The sequence below is a fragment of the Photobacterium sp. GB-72 genome, from assembly GCF_003026095.1.
In the GTDB taxonomy this organism is placed as follows: domain Bacteria; phylum Pseudomonadota; class Gammaproteobacteria; order Enterobacterales; family Vibrionaceae; genus Photobacterium.
This window is the reverse complement of record NZ_PYNV01000025.1, coordinates 17,595-36,510: the sequence shown is the minus strand read 5'-3', so window position 1 is coordinate 36,510 and position 18,916 is coordinate 17,595. Positions and strand designations below refer to the sequence as shown.

The 18,916-nt window shown below is 38.7% G+C and carries 18 protein-coding genes and 1 CRISPR repeat array; of the genes, 1 reads left to right on the top strand and 17 read right to left on the bottom strand.

Annotated elements, in window-relative coordinates:
• Positions 1-733: 733 nt before the first annotated feature.
• Genes C9J40_RS20180 through C9J40_RS20165 form a run of 4 tightly spaced genes read right to left on the bottom strand, consistent with a single transcriptional unit; the run spans position 734 to position 4,324 of the window.
• Positions 734-1,333, bottom strand: a complete 600-nt coding sequence (locus C9J40_RS20180; protein ID WP_146144971.1) for a hypothetical protein — start codon at positions 1,331-1,333, stop codon at positions 734-736.
• Positions 1,334-1,367: 34 nt separating this feature from the next.
• A complete protein-coding gene (locus C9J40_RS20175) occupies positions 1,368-2,582 on the bottom strand; it encodes a hypothetical protein (RefSeq protein WP_107247831.1) in 1,215 nt (404 codons plus the stop codon).
• A 15-nt stretch (positions 2,583-2,597) separates the two neighbouring features.
• On the bottom strand, positions 2,598-3,560 hold the full coding sequence (locus tag C9J40_RS20170; protein WP_107247830.1) for a hypothetical protein: 963 nt from the start codon (positions 3,558-3,560) through the stop codon (positions 2,598-2,600).
• A 5-nt stretch (positions 3,561-3,565) separates the two neighbouring features.
• A complete protein-coding gene (locus tag C9J40_RS20165; protein ID WP_107247829.1) occupies positions 3,566-4,324 on the bottom strand; it encodes a hypothetical protein in 759 nt (252 codons plus the stop codon).
• A gap of 162 nt (positions 4,325-4,486) precedes the next feature.
• On the opposite strand from C9J40_RS20165, the gene C9J40_RS20160 reads away from it, so the two are divergent.
• Positions 4,487-6,805 carry a helicase C-terminal domain-containing protein gene (locus C9J40_RS20160; protein ID WP_107247828.1) on the top strand — a complete coding sequence of 773 codons (2,319 nt, stop codon included), beginning with the start codon at positions 4,487-4,489 and terminating at the stop codon, positions 6,803-6,805.
• A gap of 101 nt (positions 6,806-6,906) precedes the next feature.
• A CRISPR array of direct repeats spans positions 6,907-7,296; the repeat unit is 34 nt; unit sequence GTTACCATGCTATGTCATGAAGGGCATAGGCTGA.
• 521 nt (positions 7,297-7,817) lie between these two features.
• On the opposite strand, the gene C9J40_RS20155 is transcribed toward C9J40_RS20160, so the two are convergent.
• The 13 genes from C9J40_RS20155 to C9J40_RS20090 all read right to left on the bottom strand — a co-directional run bounded on the left by C9J40_RS20155 (position 7,818) and on the right by C9J40_RS20090 (position 18,916).
• Positions 7,818-8,177, bottom strand: a complete 360-nt coding sequence (locus C9J40_RS20155; RefSeq protein ID WP_107247827.1) for a hypothetical protein — start codon at positions 8,175-8,177, stop codon at positions 7,818-7,820.
• Positions 8,178-8,315: 138 nt separating this feature from the next.
• A complete protein-coding gene (locus tag C9J40_RS20150; RefSeq protein ID WP_107247826.1) occupies positions 8,316-8,645 on the bottom strand; it encodes a hypothetical protein in 330 nt (109 codons plus the stop codon).
• A gap of 216 nt (positions 8,646-8,861) precedes the next feature.
• Entirely contained in the window at positions 8,862-9,551 is a 690-nt protein-coding gene (locus tag C9J40_RS20145) for a hypothetical protein (protein WP_146144970.1), read from the bottom strand.
• Positions 9,552-9,649: 98 nt separating this feature from the next.
• Complete coding sequence (locus C9J40_RS20140) at positions 9,650-9,829, bottom strand: hypothetical protein (RefSeq protein WP_107247824.1); 180 nt, start codon at positions 9,827-9,829, stop codon at positions 9,650-9,652.
• A gap of 727 nt (positions 9,830-10,556) precedes the next feature.
• Positions 10,557-11,273 carry a TIGR03747 family integrating conjugative element membrane protein gene (locus tag C9J40_RS20130; RefSeq protein ID WP_107247822.1) on the bottom strand — a complete coding sequence of 239 codons (717 nt, stop codon included), beginning with the start codon at positions 11,271-11,273 and terminating at the stop codon, positions 10,557-10,559.
• Entirely contained in the window at positions 11,270-13,459 is a 2,190-nt protein-coding gene (gene traD, locus C9J40_RS20125; RefSeq protein WP_107247821.1) for a type IV conjugative transfer system coupling protein TraD, read from the bottom strand. The genes C9J40_RS20130 and traD overlap by 4 nt, the downstream gene beginning before the upstream one ends.
• Positions 13,456-14,037: a PFL_4695 family integrating conjugative element protein gene (locus tag C9J40_RS20120; protein ID WP_107247820.1), complete on the bottom strand. Its 582-nt coding sequence runs from the start codon at positions 14,035-14,037 to the stop codon at positions 13,456-13,458. Before C9J40_RS20120 ends, traD begins: the two co-directional genes overlap by 4 nt.
• On the bottom strand, positions 14,004-14,585 hold the full coding sequence (locus tag C9J40_RS20115; RefSeq protein WP_146144969.1) for a hypothetical protein: 582 nt from the start codon (positions 14,583-14,585) through the stop codon (positions 14,004-14,006). Before C9J40_RS20115 ends, C9J40_RS20120 begins: the two co-directional genes overlap by 34 nt.
• The gene (locus C9J40_RS20110; protein WP_107247818.1) at positions 14,560-15,372 is read right to left on the bottom strand and encodes a hypothetical protein; all 813 of its coding nucleotides are present in this window, start codon (positions 15,370-15,372) and stop codon (positions 14,560-14,562) included. Before C9J40_RS20110 ends, C9J40_RS20115 begins: the two co-directional genes overlap by 26 nt.
• 202 nt (positions 15,373-15,574) lie before the next feature.
• On the bottom strand, positions 15,575-16,411 hold the full coding sequence (locus C9J40_RS20105; protein WP_107247817.1) for a hypothetical protein: 837 nt from the start codon (positions 16,409-16,411) through the stop codon (positions 15,575-15,577).
• A 13-nt stretch (positions 16,412-16,424) separates the two neighbouring features.
• On the bottom strand, positions 16,425-16,847 hold the full coding sequence (locus tag C9J40_RS20100; RefSeq protein WP_107247816.1) for a hypothetical protein: 423 nt from the start codon (positions 16,845-16,847) through the stop codon (positions 16,425-16,427).
• Between the two features lie 969 nt (positions 16,848-17,816).
• Positions 17,817-18,116, bottom strand: coding sequence for a hypothetical protein (locus C9J40_RS20095; protein WP_107247815.1), 300 nt, complete (start codon positions 18,114-18,116; stop codon positions 17,817-17,819).
• Entirely contained in the window at positions 18,116-18,916 is an 801-nt protein-coding gene (locus tag C9J40_RS20090; RefSeq protein ID WP_107247814.1) for a PFL_4669 family integrating conjugative element protein, read from the bottom strand. The genes C9J40_RS20095 and C9J40_RS20090 overlap by 1 nt, the downstream gene beginning before the upstream one ends.

Here is an 18,916-nt window from a genome sequence, read left to right as displayed (position 1 = left end):
TTTTTCAGTTGTAGTTAGGAGGTCTTATTGTGAATGTGAAGTGATATTTGCAACAGTAGAGATAAGGGTTTAGAAAAAACAACCGTTGATGAAGTATACGGATGTCTATTTTCTTGCATACTTCGATGTCACTCACTAAGCCGAATTAATGATCTTGTCCGCGAATTTCTGATCCAACTTATCTGCAGAGTTATAACCACAGCCTTTCTTGTAAGATTGCGATTTGCCATCAAAAACTACTAAGCATTTACCGTCTTGGTTATGGTCAATAACAGCTGTGTTGGTTTTAGAATTACAATGTTTGCATGTGGTCATAGGCATTGTTTTCAGATTCTCTATTAGTTAAAAATCAAAAGAGCAATTTCTATCACAAAAAGTGCAAACCTCAATAAACCACTTAAAGGTTTATGTTCCTCATGTGTTTCTTTAGGGCAAATATAATTATTTGTAACAGAAATTGTAGTTGTGTTATTGATGCTGATATTTATCATTTTGTACGTTTTTTTAAATCGTAATCGATGTTTTGAAAACAGCAAGCAATATATTTAGCAGCGATTTATTTAGAATAATGCGGAATGGTTAAGGGCTTAAACGACTTACACTATTGCGACTAAGGCCATGACAAGTAATTACTTATCTGATTTGCTTTATTAAAAACAAATTTAGTGCAAGGGGAGGAAATCTGGTGGCGGTTATACCACCAGTCTTGAGAGTAATGAACTTTATTGAATCGTTAGGGCACAACATTCCACGACTTGTTGTAAACAATCACTTGCTCATCATGTTTCCAATAAGGAGAGCGCAGGCGGCCAACCACGGCATGACAATCTGCATCAATTTCGCTTGGAAGAAACCGGTGTTGCCAGTAATCCGCTTCTTCTTTCAAGGCTTCTGCAAGCTGTACTGATTTAACAAGCCCCAAACCAAGTCCTTTGTTTCCGCCGATAAAACGCAGCGTTTTTAGTAACTCAAGAACACGATCGGGAGAATCAGTGACAACATAAGCTTCAACAACATCCACCAGCACGACTGAATCAAAGTAAAGATCTGCTTTGTATTTACCTGATGCTGTTGAAACTTTATTAGGGATTTTAGTCACACCGTTTTTAACAATTTCAGCCAGGTGCGTGACATCAATTTTATTGGTTTTAGCAATGACTTCTTGAGCAACAGGACTAAATCTCAGTGTGCTGGCTTTAAAGCACCAACCATTTTCTCCCTCAAACCTTTCAATGGGCAGATCGTGTTGATTTGTCCAGTCACCACCATCCTCGGCGGTTTTCGCAGAGGATAGAAGCCCGTCAAGGTGAATCGGGAGATCAGGCTTACTCATAGTGCCACCCAACTCTATTATGACTTTATAGGTTTTAGCTACCATATATAGCCTCAATTAGATCTGCATCGGATTTATCAAGCGATTCTAGGTGCGCCATCGCTTCTTCAATCCATGTTGCGGCGTTACCGCTAAACTCATACGCGCCTGTCTCTTCATCTTGAGCCATGATCAGATTGTGATCAGCGTCGTACATCGAGAAACTCACTCGACCGTGACCAATCGCGCCGTTAATGCCGAAGTTCATTTTCGCAACATCTTGAATGCCCAGTAACAGTAACCCAAGTTGCGCGGTATTCATCTCGCGCTCCTTGTATGTGATGAGAGAGTGAAACTGCAAGCCTGTTGCCAGCGTTTCAATTTCCATCATGTTTTGAATATCCAGCTTTTTACTGAGTTTTTCACGTTCCGCTAATTCTTTTTTAACCAGTTTGTTCAATTCAGTTTTAACGGCTTTCGACTCTTGAGCCTCGCCTTCAACCTTCAGCTTGCCGCTTTTCACTTTGTCAGCAATGTTACTTTGAGCTAGAGGTAAGAGTTCAGTGTCCAATTTTTCTTTGAGTTCTTCTAACGCCTTTTCTTTTGCGGCTTTTAGATCAGCATCAGCTTCAGCGTCTTTTGAGCTATTTCGCTCTTCTTTGTTTAACGCAATCAAAGCACGCCACTCATCAAGACTGGCGTAATAGTTGTCGACAACTTTGGGTAGGCCATCAAATACAGAGCCATCTATCGTCGAGTCCTTTGAGATTTTGGTGAATTTCTGAGTAATTCGAGCGCTTACATCAACGGCAATATCTGACAAGAATTCAGGTACATAACCGTTATCGATGTGTCGGTCGCAGACGAGGTTGATGGTACCGAACGACAATTTAGAGTTCAACATAAATTTACCGCCGCCTAGTAGCCCAGAAAACGGTTTTTCCAATGCGTCGTTAATCAACGAAATTGAGGCACTTTCAGAAGCAGGAACACCGGTGGCTTTAGCGTTAAGAAATCCACGAGCTGCATCAGCAGACAGTGTAATACCTTTATCAGCCAACGCGTAAGCAATGCGATCAGCCAGCTTACGACGTAGACGGCCACGAGCACCGTTCGAAGGCAAAACAACTTCTCGATAAGTCGTTTTGCCTTCTTTATATAGTGCACGTGTTGTTGGCGTAGCTGTACCGCTTGGCGTCGATACCGATGCATCGGGTACATGGACAGGAGACAAAGTGCGGATCACTAGATGGAAATCTTGACTGTTCATATTTTGACTTCTTCCTTAAAAATTAATTCGCATTGATTCGTAGTTAATGGCATCAACTTCATTCGATAGCTTTCCTTGAACTTCCAGTGTGTGCATCTTGTTGAGTAGATACACCCACCAAATCTCGCCGTTGTTGAGCGAGCAAACATACGAGGACATGTCACGCAGTTGATCGAGTAAATGGATGGCTGACTCTTTTAAATCTCCTTCGAGCGCAGCGATGGCTTCAAGACTTTGTTGAACCCAACCAGAAATCTGACCCATTTCTTTTTCTTTCAATTCTCGAACGTGTTTGTAATTACCCGCCAGCACACTGCCTTCGTTTTTAGCAAGCAATTTAAGACGTTCAGCTGTTATGCCCATAGCACTAATAGAATGTATTTCTGCAGCTGCAAGAAGAAAGGCAAATGTTTTAGCTCTCAACGATGTAACGTTATCTACAACCGCCATAACATTTTTTCTGACAATTAAATAATCGTGCTTATCGAACGTGTAATAAAAACACTGGGCTGAGAAAGACGGTTTTGAACGCCAGTATACGTGAGCTTGTTTTGCTGTGTATCGAACAGCTACGAAAGGTGCTTTGGGAGGGTTATGCCAGAAGAAATACGCTTCAGCATCTTTGCTTAAGCTATAGAAACCGTCTTCTGTTGCTACGGCTACTTTATTTGGCATCAAATACTTTGACGCGGAATGCGTAAGCACGTAGCAATTGCCGCAGAATTGGTTCTTGTCGTTTTTTAAACTGAGATGATCGTTAAATTTTGGACTCGGCTTCTCTATGAGCATGTAGCCGTTAGTTTGCACACGTCCACAGTACGAACATTCGCAAGGATTTGATTCTGATGCCTCTATGTCACTGTGTGCTTTCTTCGCAATACCGTGACCTGCCTTGCCGTCATTGGTTAGAGCCAGTGCTACGTTTTCGTCACCGCCAGCTTTGACGGCAATATTTGAGGATAAATCGTGTGAAATCAAATTTCTTACCCTCTTAAGAAAACACGACCGAAGCCGACATTTTTGAAATAGCCAATCTGAGCCGTTTTGATATCTAACTCAAATGGAATAGTGGCAGTAAGGTTTTTAAATCCCCAACGTCGCCCACCTTGATTGTTTAAATTGGCTTTTGATTTGGATTGGCTGGTGGTGTAAATATAAAAGTTGGCCTCAGATAACATTGCTTCTATATCAGATGTATTGCCTGCCAGCGTTATGCGTTCACATTCTGCGAGTACGGTTTCGTGCGCCCCTTGGGCGGTTAGTTCATCTTTAAAGTGCTGGCGAACTAAATCATTGATAAATTTAACTTTTTCAGTGCTTTCTTCGAGTGATGTCCATTTCTTTAATTGCTTGGATTTAAACAGTAAAGGTTTGTCGAGCTTTGCAATACAGATGTTGCTACTTTCGACGTCAACTCTACCGATCATGGTCTGAACAGATGTATCAATTCCTAATGTTGCAAAAGCATCACGAATCTCGCTGGCCATCAAGAGCGCCTTGGGATGGCATATTGTGACAGTAGGAGACTCATCTTTAAGGCCCCAACGACATGCGTTTATTTTATCGTCTTGGCAAAGCGGTGAACCATCTGCTTTTTTATTGAAAATATACAGAAGCGAGCGGAAACTCTCGTGCGCCATGACGAAGCTCTTGATCATATCCAACTCTTTCATCGAACGCATCGTGATTGAATCGAGCCGTATCCGCACGCTCGGCCTTAGTTGTAGTTCTAAACCATCCATTTTTTCCGCACCTTAACTGTATGATTAACCGCGTTTATCAAGAAAATCCATTAAACTTTAAAATTTATTAAAGCCCAGATTATCAGAAAAAACCAGTGTATATTTTACATTTTTTAAACTATTGTTAACATAATTACAAAATGTGCTCAAAAGGTTTATGGGATGGCTTTCAAACTCATCATGGATGAAAACGAAATGGCAGTGTTCGATGAAATCACTCAAAGCAGTGGACAATCTAAATCCGCCACGATCAATAAGTTACTCAGTAAAGCTGTAGAGTTAAATCTTACGCCGATGATGAGCATCTTGAGTTCCAACGACGCTATGCCGACGTTTCATCTCTACCCAACTATTGAGTCAAAGCTTAAAAAGCACATTAAAGAAAAAGGCTATTCTCTGAACAACGAGCCATCGAAAGTGCTGAGTGGATTAGTGAGAGCAGTCATCGACAATAAGCATGATAACGACGAAACGCTGAGTGACTTAGACGAGTTTATTGAGCAGTTTTTTTCAACAGCTGGCAAGCACGTGCGGGATCAACAACAAACCTTGATCCACCATCTTGTCGAGCAACACACAAGTAAAAGCGTATCGTTGCATGAAGCCTCAACAGGAATCGGAAAAACCGCAGCAAAACTCTGTGCCGCCTCTTATTTGCTGAAAAAAGGTGTGGTGAATACTGCTGTTATTGCCGTACCCACGAATAAGCTCATCACGCAAATAAGCAAGGAAGCCACAGCATTTGGTGTCGATGTGCGACAACTTAAATCCAGAAGAGAGTTCATATCGCCATCAGCTATTGAGCTAGCGTTAGAAGAGAGTCCGAAAGATACCGATGTGCTTGCTTTCATAAACGCTGAAATAGAAAAAGCTAACACTTATGAATTAAGCAGGCTCCCCAAAGCCGTCATCGATGCGGTTGATCAACTGAAATATGCAATTGGTTGTGATAACTCTACGCCCGATAACGATCTTGCTCTTCAGGAGTACCAGCGTTATATCGAGTCTTTTAATCCAGCAGGGATCATAGTCACTACTCATTCCATGCTTGCCTTGGATTTGCAAATGCTACTGTTCAAAAGAAACGGTGTTATAGCTCAATACAGTGAGAAAACAGGTAAGAAGATCTCGTATAAAAGCTACACAGATGACACCAAAAAATTGAAACAGAGAGGCTTGATAGCGCCAAGCTATGATGAGTGGTTTTGCGATTTGCTCATTGCTCTATCAAGAGAAGCGAAGTTCGAAGCCGTAAGTCGCCTACCCTATAGCCTGACGACAAATTATAATATGGCTCTATTTATTGATGAGGCACATCTCTATAAAAGCAATGTCGAGCTGTCACTATCAAGTTCAGTGAGCCTGAATTTACTAATATCACGCTTGTCTTCCGTTGATAAAATGCTAACGGGTAAACAAAAACAGCAATCCAAAGCGATGATTAAAGCCTTGTCGATCTTGTCAGATATGCCTGTAGATACCGCAAGCGACGCCATTAAATATCGACTCATCGATTTTATTGATTTATTCAAACACTCGCGCTCCTGGACAAGTAAGGGCTCGGGTCAAGTAACGACTGATGAATTGAGACTCAACAGGATTAAGAAATCAATCGAATCATTGATCACATTTTCTGAGGACTATCACGACGTATTTATTACATCCAGCCGCAAACAAAAACGAAAATCTATTCACTCCAACCACGATAGTTTTAATACATGGTTGATCTTGTCGAGTACACATCAACTGACACACTCAGTGTCATACACCAGTGGCACACTGAATGATTCAACTGGACACTATCGACATAGTATTGGCGCATTGAGACTCAAATCATCTGCTGCTAAGAATCGTTTAGTAACGAACGCAAGCTTAAACAGCGACTGGCTATTTAAGAACGTCACGCTTACCGTAAATCATCAATTTACCGATAACTTTCAGTACGCTGAAAAGGCTAAGGTTATTGTTGATGAATTAGCAGACAGAAGTGGTGGCGCACTTGTGCTTGGTAATAGTTTTGAGGAAATTGAAGCCATTGCCCTTGAAATTCAGCGATTAACGAACGGGGCGTTCCCGCTAATTTGGGATACACCAAACGGCGCTAAAAACAACGCAAAAAGCTTTCTCGAACTCTACAAAGAAAATGGTAAGACGATTTATCTCGCAACCGGTGCTGCTTGGCATGGAATAGATATCACAGACCGCGATGTACCTGCAAATGAAGATAATTTGATTCAAACGCTAATTATTACACGAGCGCCCTTTGAAAATATTATTAGATCAGATAACTCTGAGTTAGCCAAATATCAGTGGTTGTCATATCTACACAAAACGTATGTAAAATTTAAGCAGGGCTTGGGTCGGCTTGTTCGTCGCTCGGCTCGCGAAAATATGCATTTGCTGTATCTCGACGCCGAATATAACAAAGAGTCGCGTCGTGAGTTTAAGCATTATCTGGAAAGAAACTACCAACACCGATGATTTCGAAAATACAGCGGTTTTTTGGGTGGCCCAGCTATTTTCGAACTTTTGCTCTTTATCAATAAGGAAAATCCGCTATTCAACAATAGTTTTTAAATAGGGTTACCATGCTATGTCATGAAGGGCATAGGCTGAAAGAACCCAAACTTTAAGTTTAAACAGTCTTCGATGTGAGTTACCATGCTATGTCATGAAGGGCATAGGCTGAAAGTATATTTAACTTAAATAATTACGTCTTTGGGCTGAGTTACCATGCTATGTCATGAAGGGCATAGGCTGAAAGCTGAGTTTCTTCTATGTTAGCTAGTGTGTTATTGAGTTACCATGCTATGTCATGAAGGGCATAGGCTGAAAGTACCTGACACTTCACGGATAACCGCTTGATTTTGTTACCATGCTATGTGTTTTTTATACATAGGCTGAGAACCTTGCGGTGTACCCGCCTCCGTCGAGTTAAGTTACCATGCTATGTCATGAAGGGCATAGGCTGAGAAAACTCCATCGTTGTGTTAGCGATGATTTGGAGAACGTTCCATTTGCTATGTCCTTCGTGGGCATAGGCTGAAAGGTATTTAAACGCATTGAGCAAGGGTTGGTGTTTCTCGCTTCATGCTATGTCATGTCATAGGCTGGAAGTCCAATATTGATGGAAGTGCGAAGCTCTTCTTGCGTTAAATGCTATATCATCTTATTTAGATATAGGCTGTAATGCGTTGTACGCACCAACTGACTTCCAGTTTTTGTCTGTAAAACGCTATGGCTCAGGTCATAGGCTGAAAGCAGCTTATTGCAACCAAAGAAAACAATACGTTTTGTTACACGCGTTCTTACTTCCTTGCAGTAACAGATATTTAGTCTAATCTTAAATGGTTATATTTACTGCCGAATAGGTAGCTGATAACAGATAAACAATGTGAAATTTTAATAGCTACACCTACTGCCGAATAGGTAGATAATGAAAAAGCCGAGCATAAAGCTCGGCTTTTTTGATCTTGTTCGGTAGTAATCATCATCAATCATGTTCGCTTGGCAGACTAATAGAACTATCGTCGTTAACAATCGTTGTATCAATACCATTCTTAGTACAAAACTCAACGATAGCTGGCTGCATAAAGGCCCAGCAATCATCGCCATTATCTACTATGTAATCAAAAGCTAAGCGAAGAGAGTCAAAGTGCTTGATTGCAAAATTATCGTCTTGAGTGACTAATGAGCCGTCTGTATTAATGAAAAAGAATCGACCGTAGAGATCTGAGTCATGATCATTATTGCTGATCATTAACTTAATAAAATTTTCATCATTGCTAAACTTGCTAACTTGGTAAATTTTGTGAGAATCGGATGTGATGCAGACCGCGTGATTTAACAGCATATAGGTTTACCTAAATTTAGTATGTAAACCTATAATGCTTGATATTTCTTTTATGCAAGAGTGATTACTTCTGACCGAAAATAGCCTATCTAAGCCTGTTTACAAATCAAAGTTTGCCTAACTTCGATGATCATTCATTTAACTAACCTTATTTGCTCTTTGAACTAGGGCTTTAGAAAACGATATAAGCTCGGTTGTGCCAGAAAAATAGCTAGTCACCCAATATTCTGCCGCAAAAACAAACAGTGTATTTTTACCGCTATTTCGTGCAAGCGCAGCATTAGGTTCGTCGTCTTTTGTTCTTACGATTACAACTTTCGCATTTATTTTTCCAGCGTTGCGTTCATAAAAATCTATGATTGACTGACCTGCATTCTCAATTCTCGCTCGCCAACCGACCCCATAACACTCTAGGAAAAACTGATTCGGCTTGTTGATGAGTGTCTTTTGATCTTTATCATTAATCATTTTTTGTCCTTGGTATGACTTAGTGAAAAGTAATATTCGATATAACGAAGTGTGGACATATATTAATAAATATTCATTTTACGCAAGGTGTGACTTTAGACGCTTCTGGCCTAAAGAAAATAGAAATGGTTTTTAAGTTTTATGGTGGTGAATAACTATAGGGAATTACGATTGCTCAATTAAGCGCTGCTCAATCACAACGCTATAATGATGTTTTTAGCAGTATCTTAGGCTTGAAACCTTCGATTTTTGCGGTTGGTTGAACATACTATAGTATGTAGGATCGAACAGGCTTATTGACTCAATTTCATCTTTGAATAAAGTGATATTAAATTTTTCCAAGACTTTTTCAGGTGTTGAGCTAATGTCTTCGTTTTTTTCGTAATGGTCGAAGTAGTTTGTAGTAAAATTTAACTTCAAATTATCTGCATCTCTATAGCCACTCAAAACAGGGGTGAGACGTATAATAGAAATATGCCCATGCTCGAATGAAACTGAATTGCAAACACCTACGTAAACCTTTCTTGACTTTAAATTAATAGAAAGATATGAAAGATTTTCTCCCATCTTTTTTTTCTGATTACGCATGATATTTTCATAAATGACACTATCTAACGCATCTGACTTTAGCAGTCTCTTAGTTTGCCAAGAAACCAAACTTGGGAAAATTATATGTATTAACGTTGAAAGACAACCAAGAAAGACAGAAAGCGAGAGCGATAGAAAAGACCAGCAAAGCAGTTTAAGTTGATAAACCTCAAATCCCCATTCTTTGATATGTCGCCATTTAATATTCAAGAATTTTGTTATTTCAACGCCGTAGCCTTGCATATCAAACCATAGTAAGAATGGGAATAATGAAGCAAAGAAAAAAAAGCCTACTGTTGCAGTTAAGAAGTATGCCACCCAACCTTCAGCTCTATTTATTCTATATTTAAGTGGGTAATGTAACTGAGAAAAGACGAAACCTGTAGCGAGTATAAATGCAATATAAACGACGCCCATTATGTGATTTTAATACCTCTAAATGCATCGGCTTGAGCAATGAATTTTCTCGCGGTTTCTCTATCTGACAAGTCAAAATATGGAAGACCGTTGCTATCAATGCCAACTTTAAGTCCCATACTCTTCTTGTTGTCTTTGTTTTCCTTTTCAGGTGCTTGAGCACTGTTTGAGTAGTTCATACACGATCTCCTTAATACTATTGCTCATTTTAACACACTTACCAGAAAAACTCGCATTTCAACAATAAGAGTACTCCCAAAGCTTATTTTTAATAAGTGATTTGATTATGCAGGATATTAATTATTTGCAAGTTACCGGTACTCGCACCGCCACCACCAGCAAAGTTATCAACTATCAACTCATTTGAATGGATCAATTTTGTATTCCTCACGATTAAATCAACATCGAATATTTGCATTATCGATTCGGCTCAAGGAAGTTTATCGGACATATCTTTACTTAGATAATAGGCTTACTTTGATTTTAGGTTCTGAATTCGCTTCTCAATCTTAAGTAATCTTCTATTGTTTAAGTAGGACTGAATAGTCGCGTATAGACTTGTTATTGCTATAAAGACTAAGGCATATAAAGTTAATTTCTCATTCCCTTCGTCTGCTTCATCAGACAGAAAGCGAACATTGACATAATTGATAATTTCCGTAATTTTCACCTTTACTTCAACTAACCAGTACTGAATATCCACAAAGTTGATGGCTACTAACGTTATTCCCGAAATAAATAAAGTGAATGTAAGTTTTGAGTAGAATCGGTACACAATTGCACTTGAAGACTTTTCAGAACTTGGTCTGAACGCCGAATCAAAATGCTTTAGAGCTTTAACACCTGACAGAACGCTTAAACATATTAATGCTAGTGCTATCCATAACATAACTAGTGATCCTTTTTTTAAAAATATTTTTTGAAGTTTGCTGCGGTGAGATAGACGCAAATAAACATACTGAGTGCAAAGATGCTTAATATCGACGGATGCACTGTGACAGGACATGCCATATATATAAACCAAGCGCCAAAAAAAGTATAAGGTATCCACGACTTGAATAAGTGATACGACAGTCCACTTTCGGTGTCACCGCCCATTCTTCGTAGTTCTCGCTCTACAAATCCATCTAGCAATGCCGCTAAATACACCATTAGAAATAGCGGTAGGCTAAAAATGAGTACGGATAGTCGCGCTAGTAACGTGATGATGACGTAAATCATAGCTAATCCATATTCGGCAGCAACAGATACAATCAGTTTCAATGCTGATGTAACTATATTGTCGCTTGGACTCGCTCTCATCCAAAATAGGTCGTGTACCTGGTCTGGTGAGTATGTCTGACCGGTAATGAATTCATAGATTACATTAGCCATTGCAGATGGTGATAATCCAAATAAAACATAATGTGCGAAATCTTTATTCAGATATCCCATTTCGGTAATTGCGCTCATCCGAGAGTAATTCGACCCTTGTTCTGGTCGCCAAAATGTCATTAATAGCCATTCGACAGCAATAGATATCATGATCGAGACGCAGAGTGTCGTGATAAGATAGTGACAAAAAGTGAGCAACGTCATTCGTTTGTCTTTTTGTGTTTCTTTTTCTCTTGAAGTGTTACTCATGCGGCCACCTCAGTAGATTTTTCATTGTGCTCGGCATCCAGTGTGCGATAAATATCGTTGATACAATCAGAAAAACCTAGCATGGCCTCATGTTGTTCTTCTGTCATTTCGGTAATGGTGTTGTCATTTGCGCCACCAGCAAAATTCCACCAAGCTTCACCTGTTTCGTATTTCGCAGCCATTTCAGCACACATATCTTCGAGGTAATCAGGAATATCAATATCGTCTGCTTTATCGTTGATAAGTGGGAATCGCACATGGCTGAGATCTGCACCTTTTTGGAGGATATAGGCTTGTCCTTTTGGTTGTTGCATGATGTTATCGACGGTGATTAAGTCAGCATCCTGAGCTGTTCGACGATCTTCATTTTTCGATGTGAAATGAATGTTGTTATCTACTTCAGATGAATCATTAGCCCCACTCACTGTTGTAAATGAGTTTATTTGACACTGCGAAATCTGATCGGTCAGTAGCTCGGCGGTTTCCTTACCTTTGACGCGCATCATGATCAATGTGTTCATGTTACCTTCCAATACGCTTGCTTTGTCAGCATTTTGAGTGCCAACCACCAAATCCGATCTAACTTGGGTGTAGTTAAACGTGGTTATGCCGCTACCGCCTGCTTTGTTAAGAAGAGGACCAAAACAACCGCAATACTCATTGAATTCATCATTGTGCATACGAATCTTTGGTAACATGCCTTGTGCACCGCCATACAAGCCCATCTCGTATCCATACTTGTATAGATATCCAGATGTAGATAGCAAATCCGCAAATAGCGCGTTTGCAAAGGTTGAGCTTGTGGCAATGTCTGTCATTGCATCTAATCCAATATAGACCACTGCCTTTTGTCTAATGATGGTCATCCAATCGATGATAGGACGATGATCGTCAACTGCGTCATAGTCAGGAGATATCAGTTCGGATAATCGGCCACTACAAAGTCGTTCTAGCTGGGGCAAGAGAGAGGCAACAATTTTATCGAAGTACGTTTTATCGTAACGAACACAGCTCATTAATCCTGCCAGTACTGGATCAAAAAGTTTACGTTTAACAATCACAGCATCGATAGCAGCTGTAATTCGGAGTTTACCCATCATCACTTTTGCTGGCTTAAAATCTTTACTACGCTCAAGCGAACGTACTTCTTTTTCAAGGTTTAGTGACTTATGGTTTTTATTGGCGTACCAAAAGAAATATTGGTGAAATAGGGGCTCTATATCGACAATATCTTGCGCAAGCTGTTCGTAAGATGGTCGTTGACCCAGTCTGACACGCGCTTGAGAGATAATGTTAGCAAAACGCCAACAGAACTCTTTAAATGCCGCACTTGAACCCTCACCGCTAATTCCTGATGTCGCCCTAGTCGCTACTTCTGAGATGCGAGAAAAAGAGCCAATTGCGTTGTAACGGCAGCTAACATCTGGAAAACCAAGGTGGATGAAGTAAAAAGGGCGTCCATTTCGTTTGGCTTCAATGAAACATCGCTTAAATAAACCCTGATCACCTTTAGGGTCTACTGTGACCACCACATTGTTTTTATCCGCGCAGTCCTGAGCGATAAAAAACTCAGCAGCGCGAGTTTTGCCCACACGTGTTGTTCCATAGCAGCCCAAGTGTCCCGATCTTTCATCGTGATCTAAAACTATCGTTGTCTCGTCGGGTTCAACACCATGTATAAGAGTGGAGCCACCGACAGGTGGAAGAGGTTTGAAAGGATTAAGTTTTGAGTTCTTGTTGAGTAATTTCGCTAAAAAAAACGCTTTTTTGGTTGTTGATGCCCATTGCTGAACTCGACGACCGTATATATACCAGACGGGATCTTCTAAATACTCCTGCCCTTCGTTAGAGTTCGCGTCGTACAGACGTTGTGTGTGTATAGGACGCCAACGAAAACCTTTACCAATGATAAGATACTGCGGTGATTTTGGTATATCTTGCGGAGACAATAGGTAAGTGGGCAGCTTTTTAAGATACTTTTTATAGTTTGTGACTTCACGCGCATCACACCACCGATAAACGGCTCTCATGAGTAAGCCACCCGCGACAATATATGACACAGATGGAGTCATAAAAAATAGTTCAGGCATCATTAAGCAAATGATAGCGATGAATGTTAGTCCTGTGGCCGATAGGTATTCAACAGGTGGGCGCAATAGTGCTTCAACAGGATATTTTTTTGTCATTGGAAATAACCCTCGCTAGTGATTAACACTGGATAACCCGGTACGTTGTATTCAGTGATTACTGCAGTGGCGCCAACCATTTTAATAGGCAGAGGTTTTAAAAGTTTTTGAATGAATTTATATCGCATGAATGATTCAGTGTTCGTAATCAACCCAACACTACCAAGGCGCAGTAATTCTTGATGGTTACTCACCGCCCATTTCAGCGAAAATTCATCATCCCCGATGATGAAAAAGTTTTTATGGCCAAGTTCCAGTTTCTCTTGCATATGTCGACTGACAAATTTCTGAGGTTTAAGATTTGATGTGATAGGAAATAAATCGTTAATCGTATCAGACGCTGAATACGACAGATTTTGTGCGGCGGCGTTTGTTTCTTCAATAATGGTGCGAGCATCTTTTGCTTCGTTAAAACGATATCGCTCCGATACATCATCACCAATAAGTTCTGTAATAGGTAATGATTTACCGCCATCGTAAATTACCGTTGTTGGTATCAGTGTGATAGGTGCTGCTATAGCCACAACAGGCATAATCAGACATGCTACAGAAAGCATTTTAATTTGTATTTTTTGCATATGCGCTTAACTCCTTTAGCATACGGATCTCCAACAGATCTATTTAGGTTGTGATACCCCCCAACGATAGATGACCAACTCTTGCGTCCTGGCATGTTCGATATCTCTATCAAGTAATTTGCTGCTTGAGGTATGCACTTGTATGGATCGGTAGCGTGCCAGAGACTTTCGAAACGATGTGAGTGCCATTTCCAATTCATTTGCATTGGGCAAACATCAACTACTTTCTTACCTGCTTTAACGAGATTGTTTGCGGCTGTGAATAGTTCAGAGCGACTACGAAAGAAATGACCTTTCTTGGCATAATTCATCGTCCATGGCCATGCGCGATATTTTTTATGCTTACTCGAATGATTAATCGTTGTTGTACCAGATTCTTTGAGTGCAATGGCGTAGAGCAAATCACGAGGCAGTTTCTTCTGCTCGGCTACTTGCTGGAAGAAAGCCGGTACGGAAACTTTCGCTTTACTCGCCAATGCACTGTGACTTAATGAGGCCAAAACGATAACCAATATGATTTGATTAAGGCTTAACAATGGATTCACCAAAACTTGTTGTTCTTACCGCAAACGGATAGCTCCCTTGATAGCTATGTTTATCCTTTAATGATCTGGCATTGCCGTTATCGTGATTAATGGTGACTTGATAGTTTTTAATGTCTTCAGGCTTGATATCCCACTGTTGAGCTAAACGTCTAATGCTCCTGTCACTACCAAATGAGTTAACAAACCATAAGTCGAGTACTGCTGCGTCTGACTTCGTTTTAATTAACTGCTGGGCAAACTCATTACACTGTGCATCACAATTCGCAGCATCAATAAATAGTTGGGTACGCACTTCTTTATATTTTGGTAAATCTCTGAGTGCTGGTGGCTGTGAACGTTTAACACGTTCAGTCGTAGTATCGTAAAGGTTAAGACCGAGCTGATTATTTTCATATTGGTCAACGGCTGCTTGATATTGATAAGATTGCTTTTGCTTTTGACGTTCAAATCCAACAGTAAGTTTTAAATACTTACTTTTTTCACCTGGTGTTTCTGCGTACATATACAGTACGTCAGTCGGCCATGCATTTGGATATAAATCAGCAGCATTAGTTGTTAGCATTAGTTTCTTATATTGCAGCCAATCCCGTTTATCGATATTCCATTTTTGTGCGTTTAATTTATCTTTTGCAGTAAATGTAGTTAAACGTCTATTTAGTTCCGCATTGAAATTATCATCAGAAAGTGACTGGCTAAACTCTGTATCGACATAATCAGTTTTAAATAATTCTGCGAATACATTATTTGAAAAAATTAAAATCGAACCAGTAATAATTAATTTATTAAACATTTCAGTCCTCCTCTTTGATAACCATATAATCGCTCATTTTCATAGGTAAACCAGATAGCACCATTCTTTCTAATTACGCTGTCTAAATCACACACTTTAACGTTATCGGACAGTGATACATATCTATCAACATAAATGATTCGCGTGTTTACACAGCCCGTTAGTATTAATACAGATGAGATAATTAATAATATCTTCATGGCTACTTACCGAGATACATAGAAGTAGAACCAGAAACTAATTTAGCTTTATGAGTATTGATACTCTTAATTGACCACGATTTATTTCCATTTTTTAAGTTGTGTCCAACACGGAATCGTTCAATTTTACCGTTGTGCTGAACAACGAGTACATTTTCATCACCCCATGTATCGATATTTAGAAAAACATAATCACCAAGCTGACTTTTTGTTGCAGGTTTTCTATTTACTTTCTTTGGTGACGTTTTACCTTTTTTAGCTGATTTGGTATTTACAATATTATGTGTGGAAAGTTTTTTTTCTAATTTCTTAACGTCTTCTTCAATTGTCGTTAAGCGAATGGATAAATTCGAAATAGTGTTATAATCCATTTCAGCAATATCTTTTTTACCATTATTATCACGATTCATTTCGAACAACATGTTTGAATGATTATTAACAGTGCTTTTGATATTGGTTAGAGAATTTTGGATTTCAATAATATCTGCTTCATCAGATATGATGAGTGATAATTGTTGATAATCTTTGTTTATATTATTAACTCTACTCTCAAGTTCATCCATGTTATGCATAAAAGACTGGTTATTACTCTCAATAGTAGAAGCCGTATTTGAGTTAATACTTTTTGACATTAATGTTGTAACGCCTAATGTTAAGCCTAAATTTATCAGAACAGTTAAACCAATTAATGGAATTGGCTTATTTATATTTAGCTTAAACTTACTCAATTTGGCTTTGTTATTTGGCTCTAATTTATCCTCGCGGATATCTTCAACTTCAGGTTTAACACTTAAAGCTTCATCATTATTGATTTTCGCTTTTTCAAAATCACTATCCATGTAATTAGTCCTTTTATTTAATGATTGAAAAAAAGTTTACTTCGCGCTTTATAGGATCGACTAATAACTCGTAAGGCTCGCCAGCTAATACTCTTAAAATATTATTTAATGTCTGGTACTCGAACTTACGGTGTATATCAGGCAACGGTAGATTAATTAGCGTTCTAGCTTCATCAGTCAGCTCTAATGGATCTGCTAATGAATAACCAGAGTCTATAAGAATATAATTTAGTGCTTGGCCAATTGATTTAATTTCAAATGGAATAGTTATATTCAATACCGTTTGTAATGGGTCGGCTTGTTGCTGGTGTTGATCTACTTTCATGCCAACATAACGACTAATATCAACGTACTCGAAACTATTTGTCTCTGCGTGAGTAAATCCAGATATGACTGCTATTGTGCTACTCAACATTAAATTCGCTACCTTCATCATCGCTCAAATCTTCCGTCATTAAATAGGTAGATTATCTAATATTTGAAGATGCGATTTTGTCGGTTTTTTTGTTGAGCTAAAAAAAAAACCGAGCGGTTATCGCTCGGTTTTAGATGGTTCATTGTTTTTGTGTTCGTTTATCATCATTCGTTGTTTTGCAATTCCCGATTTAATCGGTCGCTCGTCTCATTGCAGTGAGCTACTAGGCGCTTCTTACGAAACAACAGGACGCATCCAATGTTAAGGCCGATGCTGACGATTTGCCCGACTTTTGTATTTTGTTAGCTCACATTAGTGAAACTAACGTTTTTATTAAACACAAACATTGCAATAAGATCAACTGACTCACAAAACGGATCAACGGATCAACGGATCAACAGTTACTCATTCCGCTACGCGAAAATCGTAACTGTTATTATCTATTAACAGTTAACAGTTAGGTGGCTCGCTGGTTCGGGATGCAGTAGTTGGAGGTTTTGATTAAGAATAAATGATTAATGTTGTCTTTTTAAACCTTAAAATTCGAAATTAAAACTGCTGGTTTGTAGAATAAAATAACTAAATTTATGTATTAACTAATGTATAAATCCAAGGTTTGAAGGTTTAATGGTTTAATGGTTTGATATTAGGGTGAGTTTTGATAGGGGATTATGTTTACCTTTAAATTCAATAGCTTATATCCTTAAGTGATCTGTTTGGTTTTTAGGTTGGTATATAAAACTGATATTTGATTTTATAGTTATTTGAAAATCTAGGATTTAATATATCTACAGAGTAATAATCTGAATGACAGGCTTTTTTTTGCAACTTATTGTTTTTAAAGTGAAAGTTTATGATTTGGTTTTTTTTATAGTGTGTAAACCAACGATTTACCACTATATATAGTGTTCGAAATTGCTATTTTGGTTATATATAATAATATTTTGGAATAAAAAAACCTCAATACTTTTAGTGCATTGAGGTTTTTGGTCAAGCTTGGTGCCTAATGTACAGCGCCATTTTCATCTTTTTGTTGAGTTCTAGTCGCATTTTTTCAGATGTAGTATCTGTTAACTCGGCAGGGCAATAACTCATTCGTCGATGAGATGTTTCACCTACTTTGCGCCAAACTAAGACTAATTTTTCACGGTCTAGTTTACGTAATGATAGCCTCCAGCCAATGCACTGATCATCTAAATTGTCATTTGTATTTAGCTTGTGCTGCTTCATGCTTTTAGCTATCAATGCAACCTGACCATCAAGTAAATACAAATGGTCAGATGTATTCACTATTTAACCTCAGCTATTTCCGCGTCAATTTCTGCTTCTGTGCCATCAGGTTGATTAGGCTCATCGGCACTAGTAAGTGGTATTTGATCCTCGTCTTTAATAATAGTAGGTGCATATTCTGAACGGCGCTCTCCACTTAAAATGTCTTCCGGCAATTCGATATTTGGATATATTTCTTTTGCTTTTATTACTCGCTGATTATTTGCAGCAAAATCATCTCGAGTACAGCCGCTTGGATTATACGTGCGAATAAAATGCATCAAACTTCGGAATGGTTTAGTTTGTTGTTCAATAATTTCTTTTTTGTATGATGGTGTAATTAATCCAATGTGGGCGAGAGTGTTAGCCTTACGCACAAAGTCATCATAACTAATTAAAAAGAATGACAGCTTAAATAAGAATGGGTTTTGACCGTCAATATTTGTAATAAACGGGGTTTCTACAGATCCAATTTCGGTTGAAAAACCACTTGGTAATTCAGTATTAATCTTCTCTTTGAATATCTCTGTCATTTCATTAATCGATGCATTTAATAAAAGAAGAGTTTCTTCAATATGTAGTAAGTAATAATCTGAATAAGGGCAGTTCTTTTTTGACCCAGTAAACATGGTATTTAAATGGAAAGTCACATTATTAAGTCCATAACTATGACCTTTATCCAATTTTTTACCAGTGTATAAAAGAATAGCATTACGAGTGTGAAGCATGATTTTTGAAGAACCACGAATACCACCAGTTTGTACCGTTTCTGAAGTTGCCTGTGTATTTAATTCGATAGAACCAAGTATTTCTTTGCTCAT

Excerpts from the sequence above, each read along its gene's own strand:
- C9J40_RS20180 (WP_146144971.1), bottom strand. The coding sequence starts at position 1,333 with ATGAGTAAGCCTGATCTCCCGATTCACCTTGACGGGCTTCTATCCTCT.
- C9J40_RS20175 (WP_107247831.1), bottom strand. The coding sequence starts at position 2,582 with ATGAACAGTCAAGATTTCCATCTAGTGATCCGCACTTTGTCTCCTGTC.
- C9J40_RS20110 (WP_107247818.1), bottom strand. The coding sequence starts at position 15,372 with ATGTTTAATAAATTAATTATTACTGGTTCGATTTTAATTTTTTCAAAT.
- C9J40_RS20100 (WP_107247816.1), bottom strand. The coding sequence starts at position 16,847 with ATGATGAAGGTAGCGAATTTAATGTTGAGTAGCACAATAGCAGTCATA.
- C9J40_RS20160 (WP_107247828.1), top strand. The coding sequence starts at position 4,487 with ATGGCTTTCAAACTCATCATGGATGAAAACGAAATGGCAGTGTTCGAT.
- traD (WP_107247821.1), bottom strand. The coding sequence starts at position 13,459 with ATGACAAAAAAATATCCTGTTGAAGCACTATTGCGCCCACCTGTTGAA.
- C9J40_RS20155 (WP_107247827.1), bottom strand. The coding sequence starts at position 8,177 with ATGCTGTTAAATCACGCGGTCTGCATCACATCCGATTCTCACAAAATT.
- C9J40_RS20120 (WP_107247820.1), bottom strand. The coding sequence starts at position 14,037 with ATGCAAAAAATACAAATTAAAATGCTTTCTGTAGCATGTCTGATTATG.
- C9J40_RS20090 (WP_107247814.1), bottom strand. The coding sequence starts at position 18,916 with ATGAGCAAAGAAATACTTGGTTCTATCGAATTAAATACACAGGCAACT.
- C9J40_RS20105 (WP_107247817.1), bottom strand. The coding sequence starts at position 16,411 with ATGGATAGTGATTTTGAAAAAGCGAAAATCAATAATGATGAAGCTTTA.
- C9J40_RS20130 (WP_107247822.1), bottom strand. The coding sequence starts at position 11,273 with ATGAGTAACACTTCAAGAGAAAAAGAAACACAAAAAGACAAACGAATG.
- C9J40_RS20150 (WP_107247826.1), bottom strand. The coding sequence starts at position 8,645 with ATGATTAATGATAAAGATCAAAAGACACTCATCAACAAGCCGAATCAG.
- C9J40_RS20140 (WP_107247824.1), bottom strand. The coding sequence starts at position 9,829 with ATGAACTACTCAAACAGTGCTCAAGCACCTGAAAAGGAAAACAAAGAC.
- C9J40_RS20165 (WP_107247829.1), bottom strand. The coding sequence starts at position 4,324 with ATGGATGGTTTAGAACTACAACTAAGGCCGAGCGTGCGGATACGGCTC.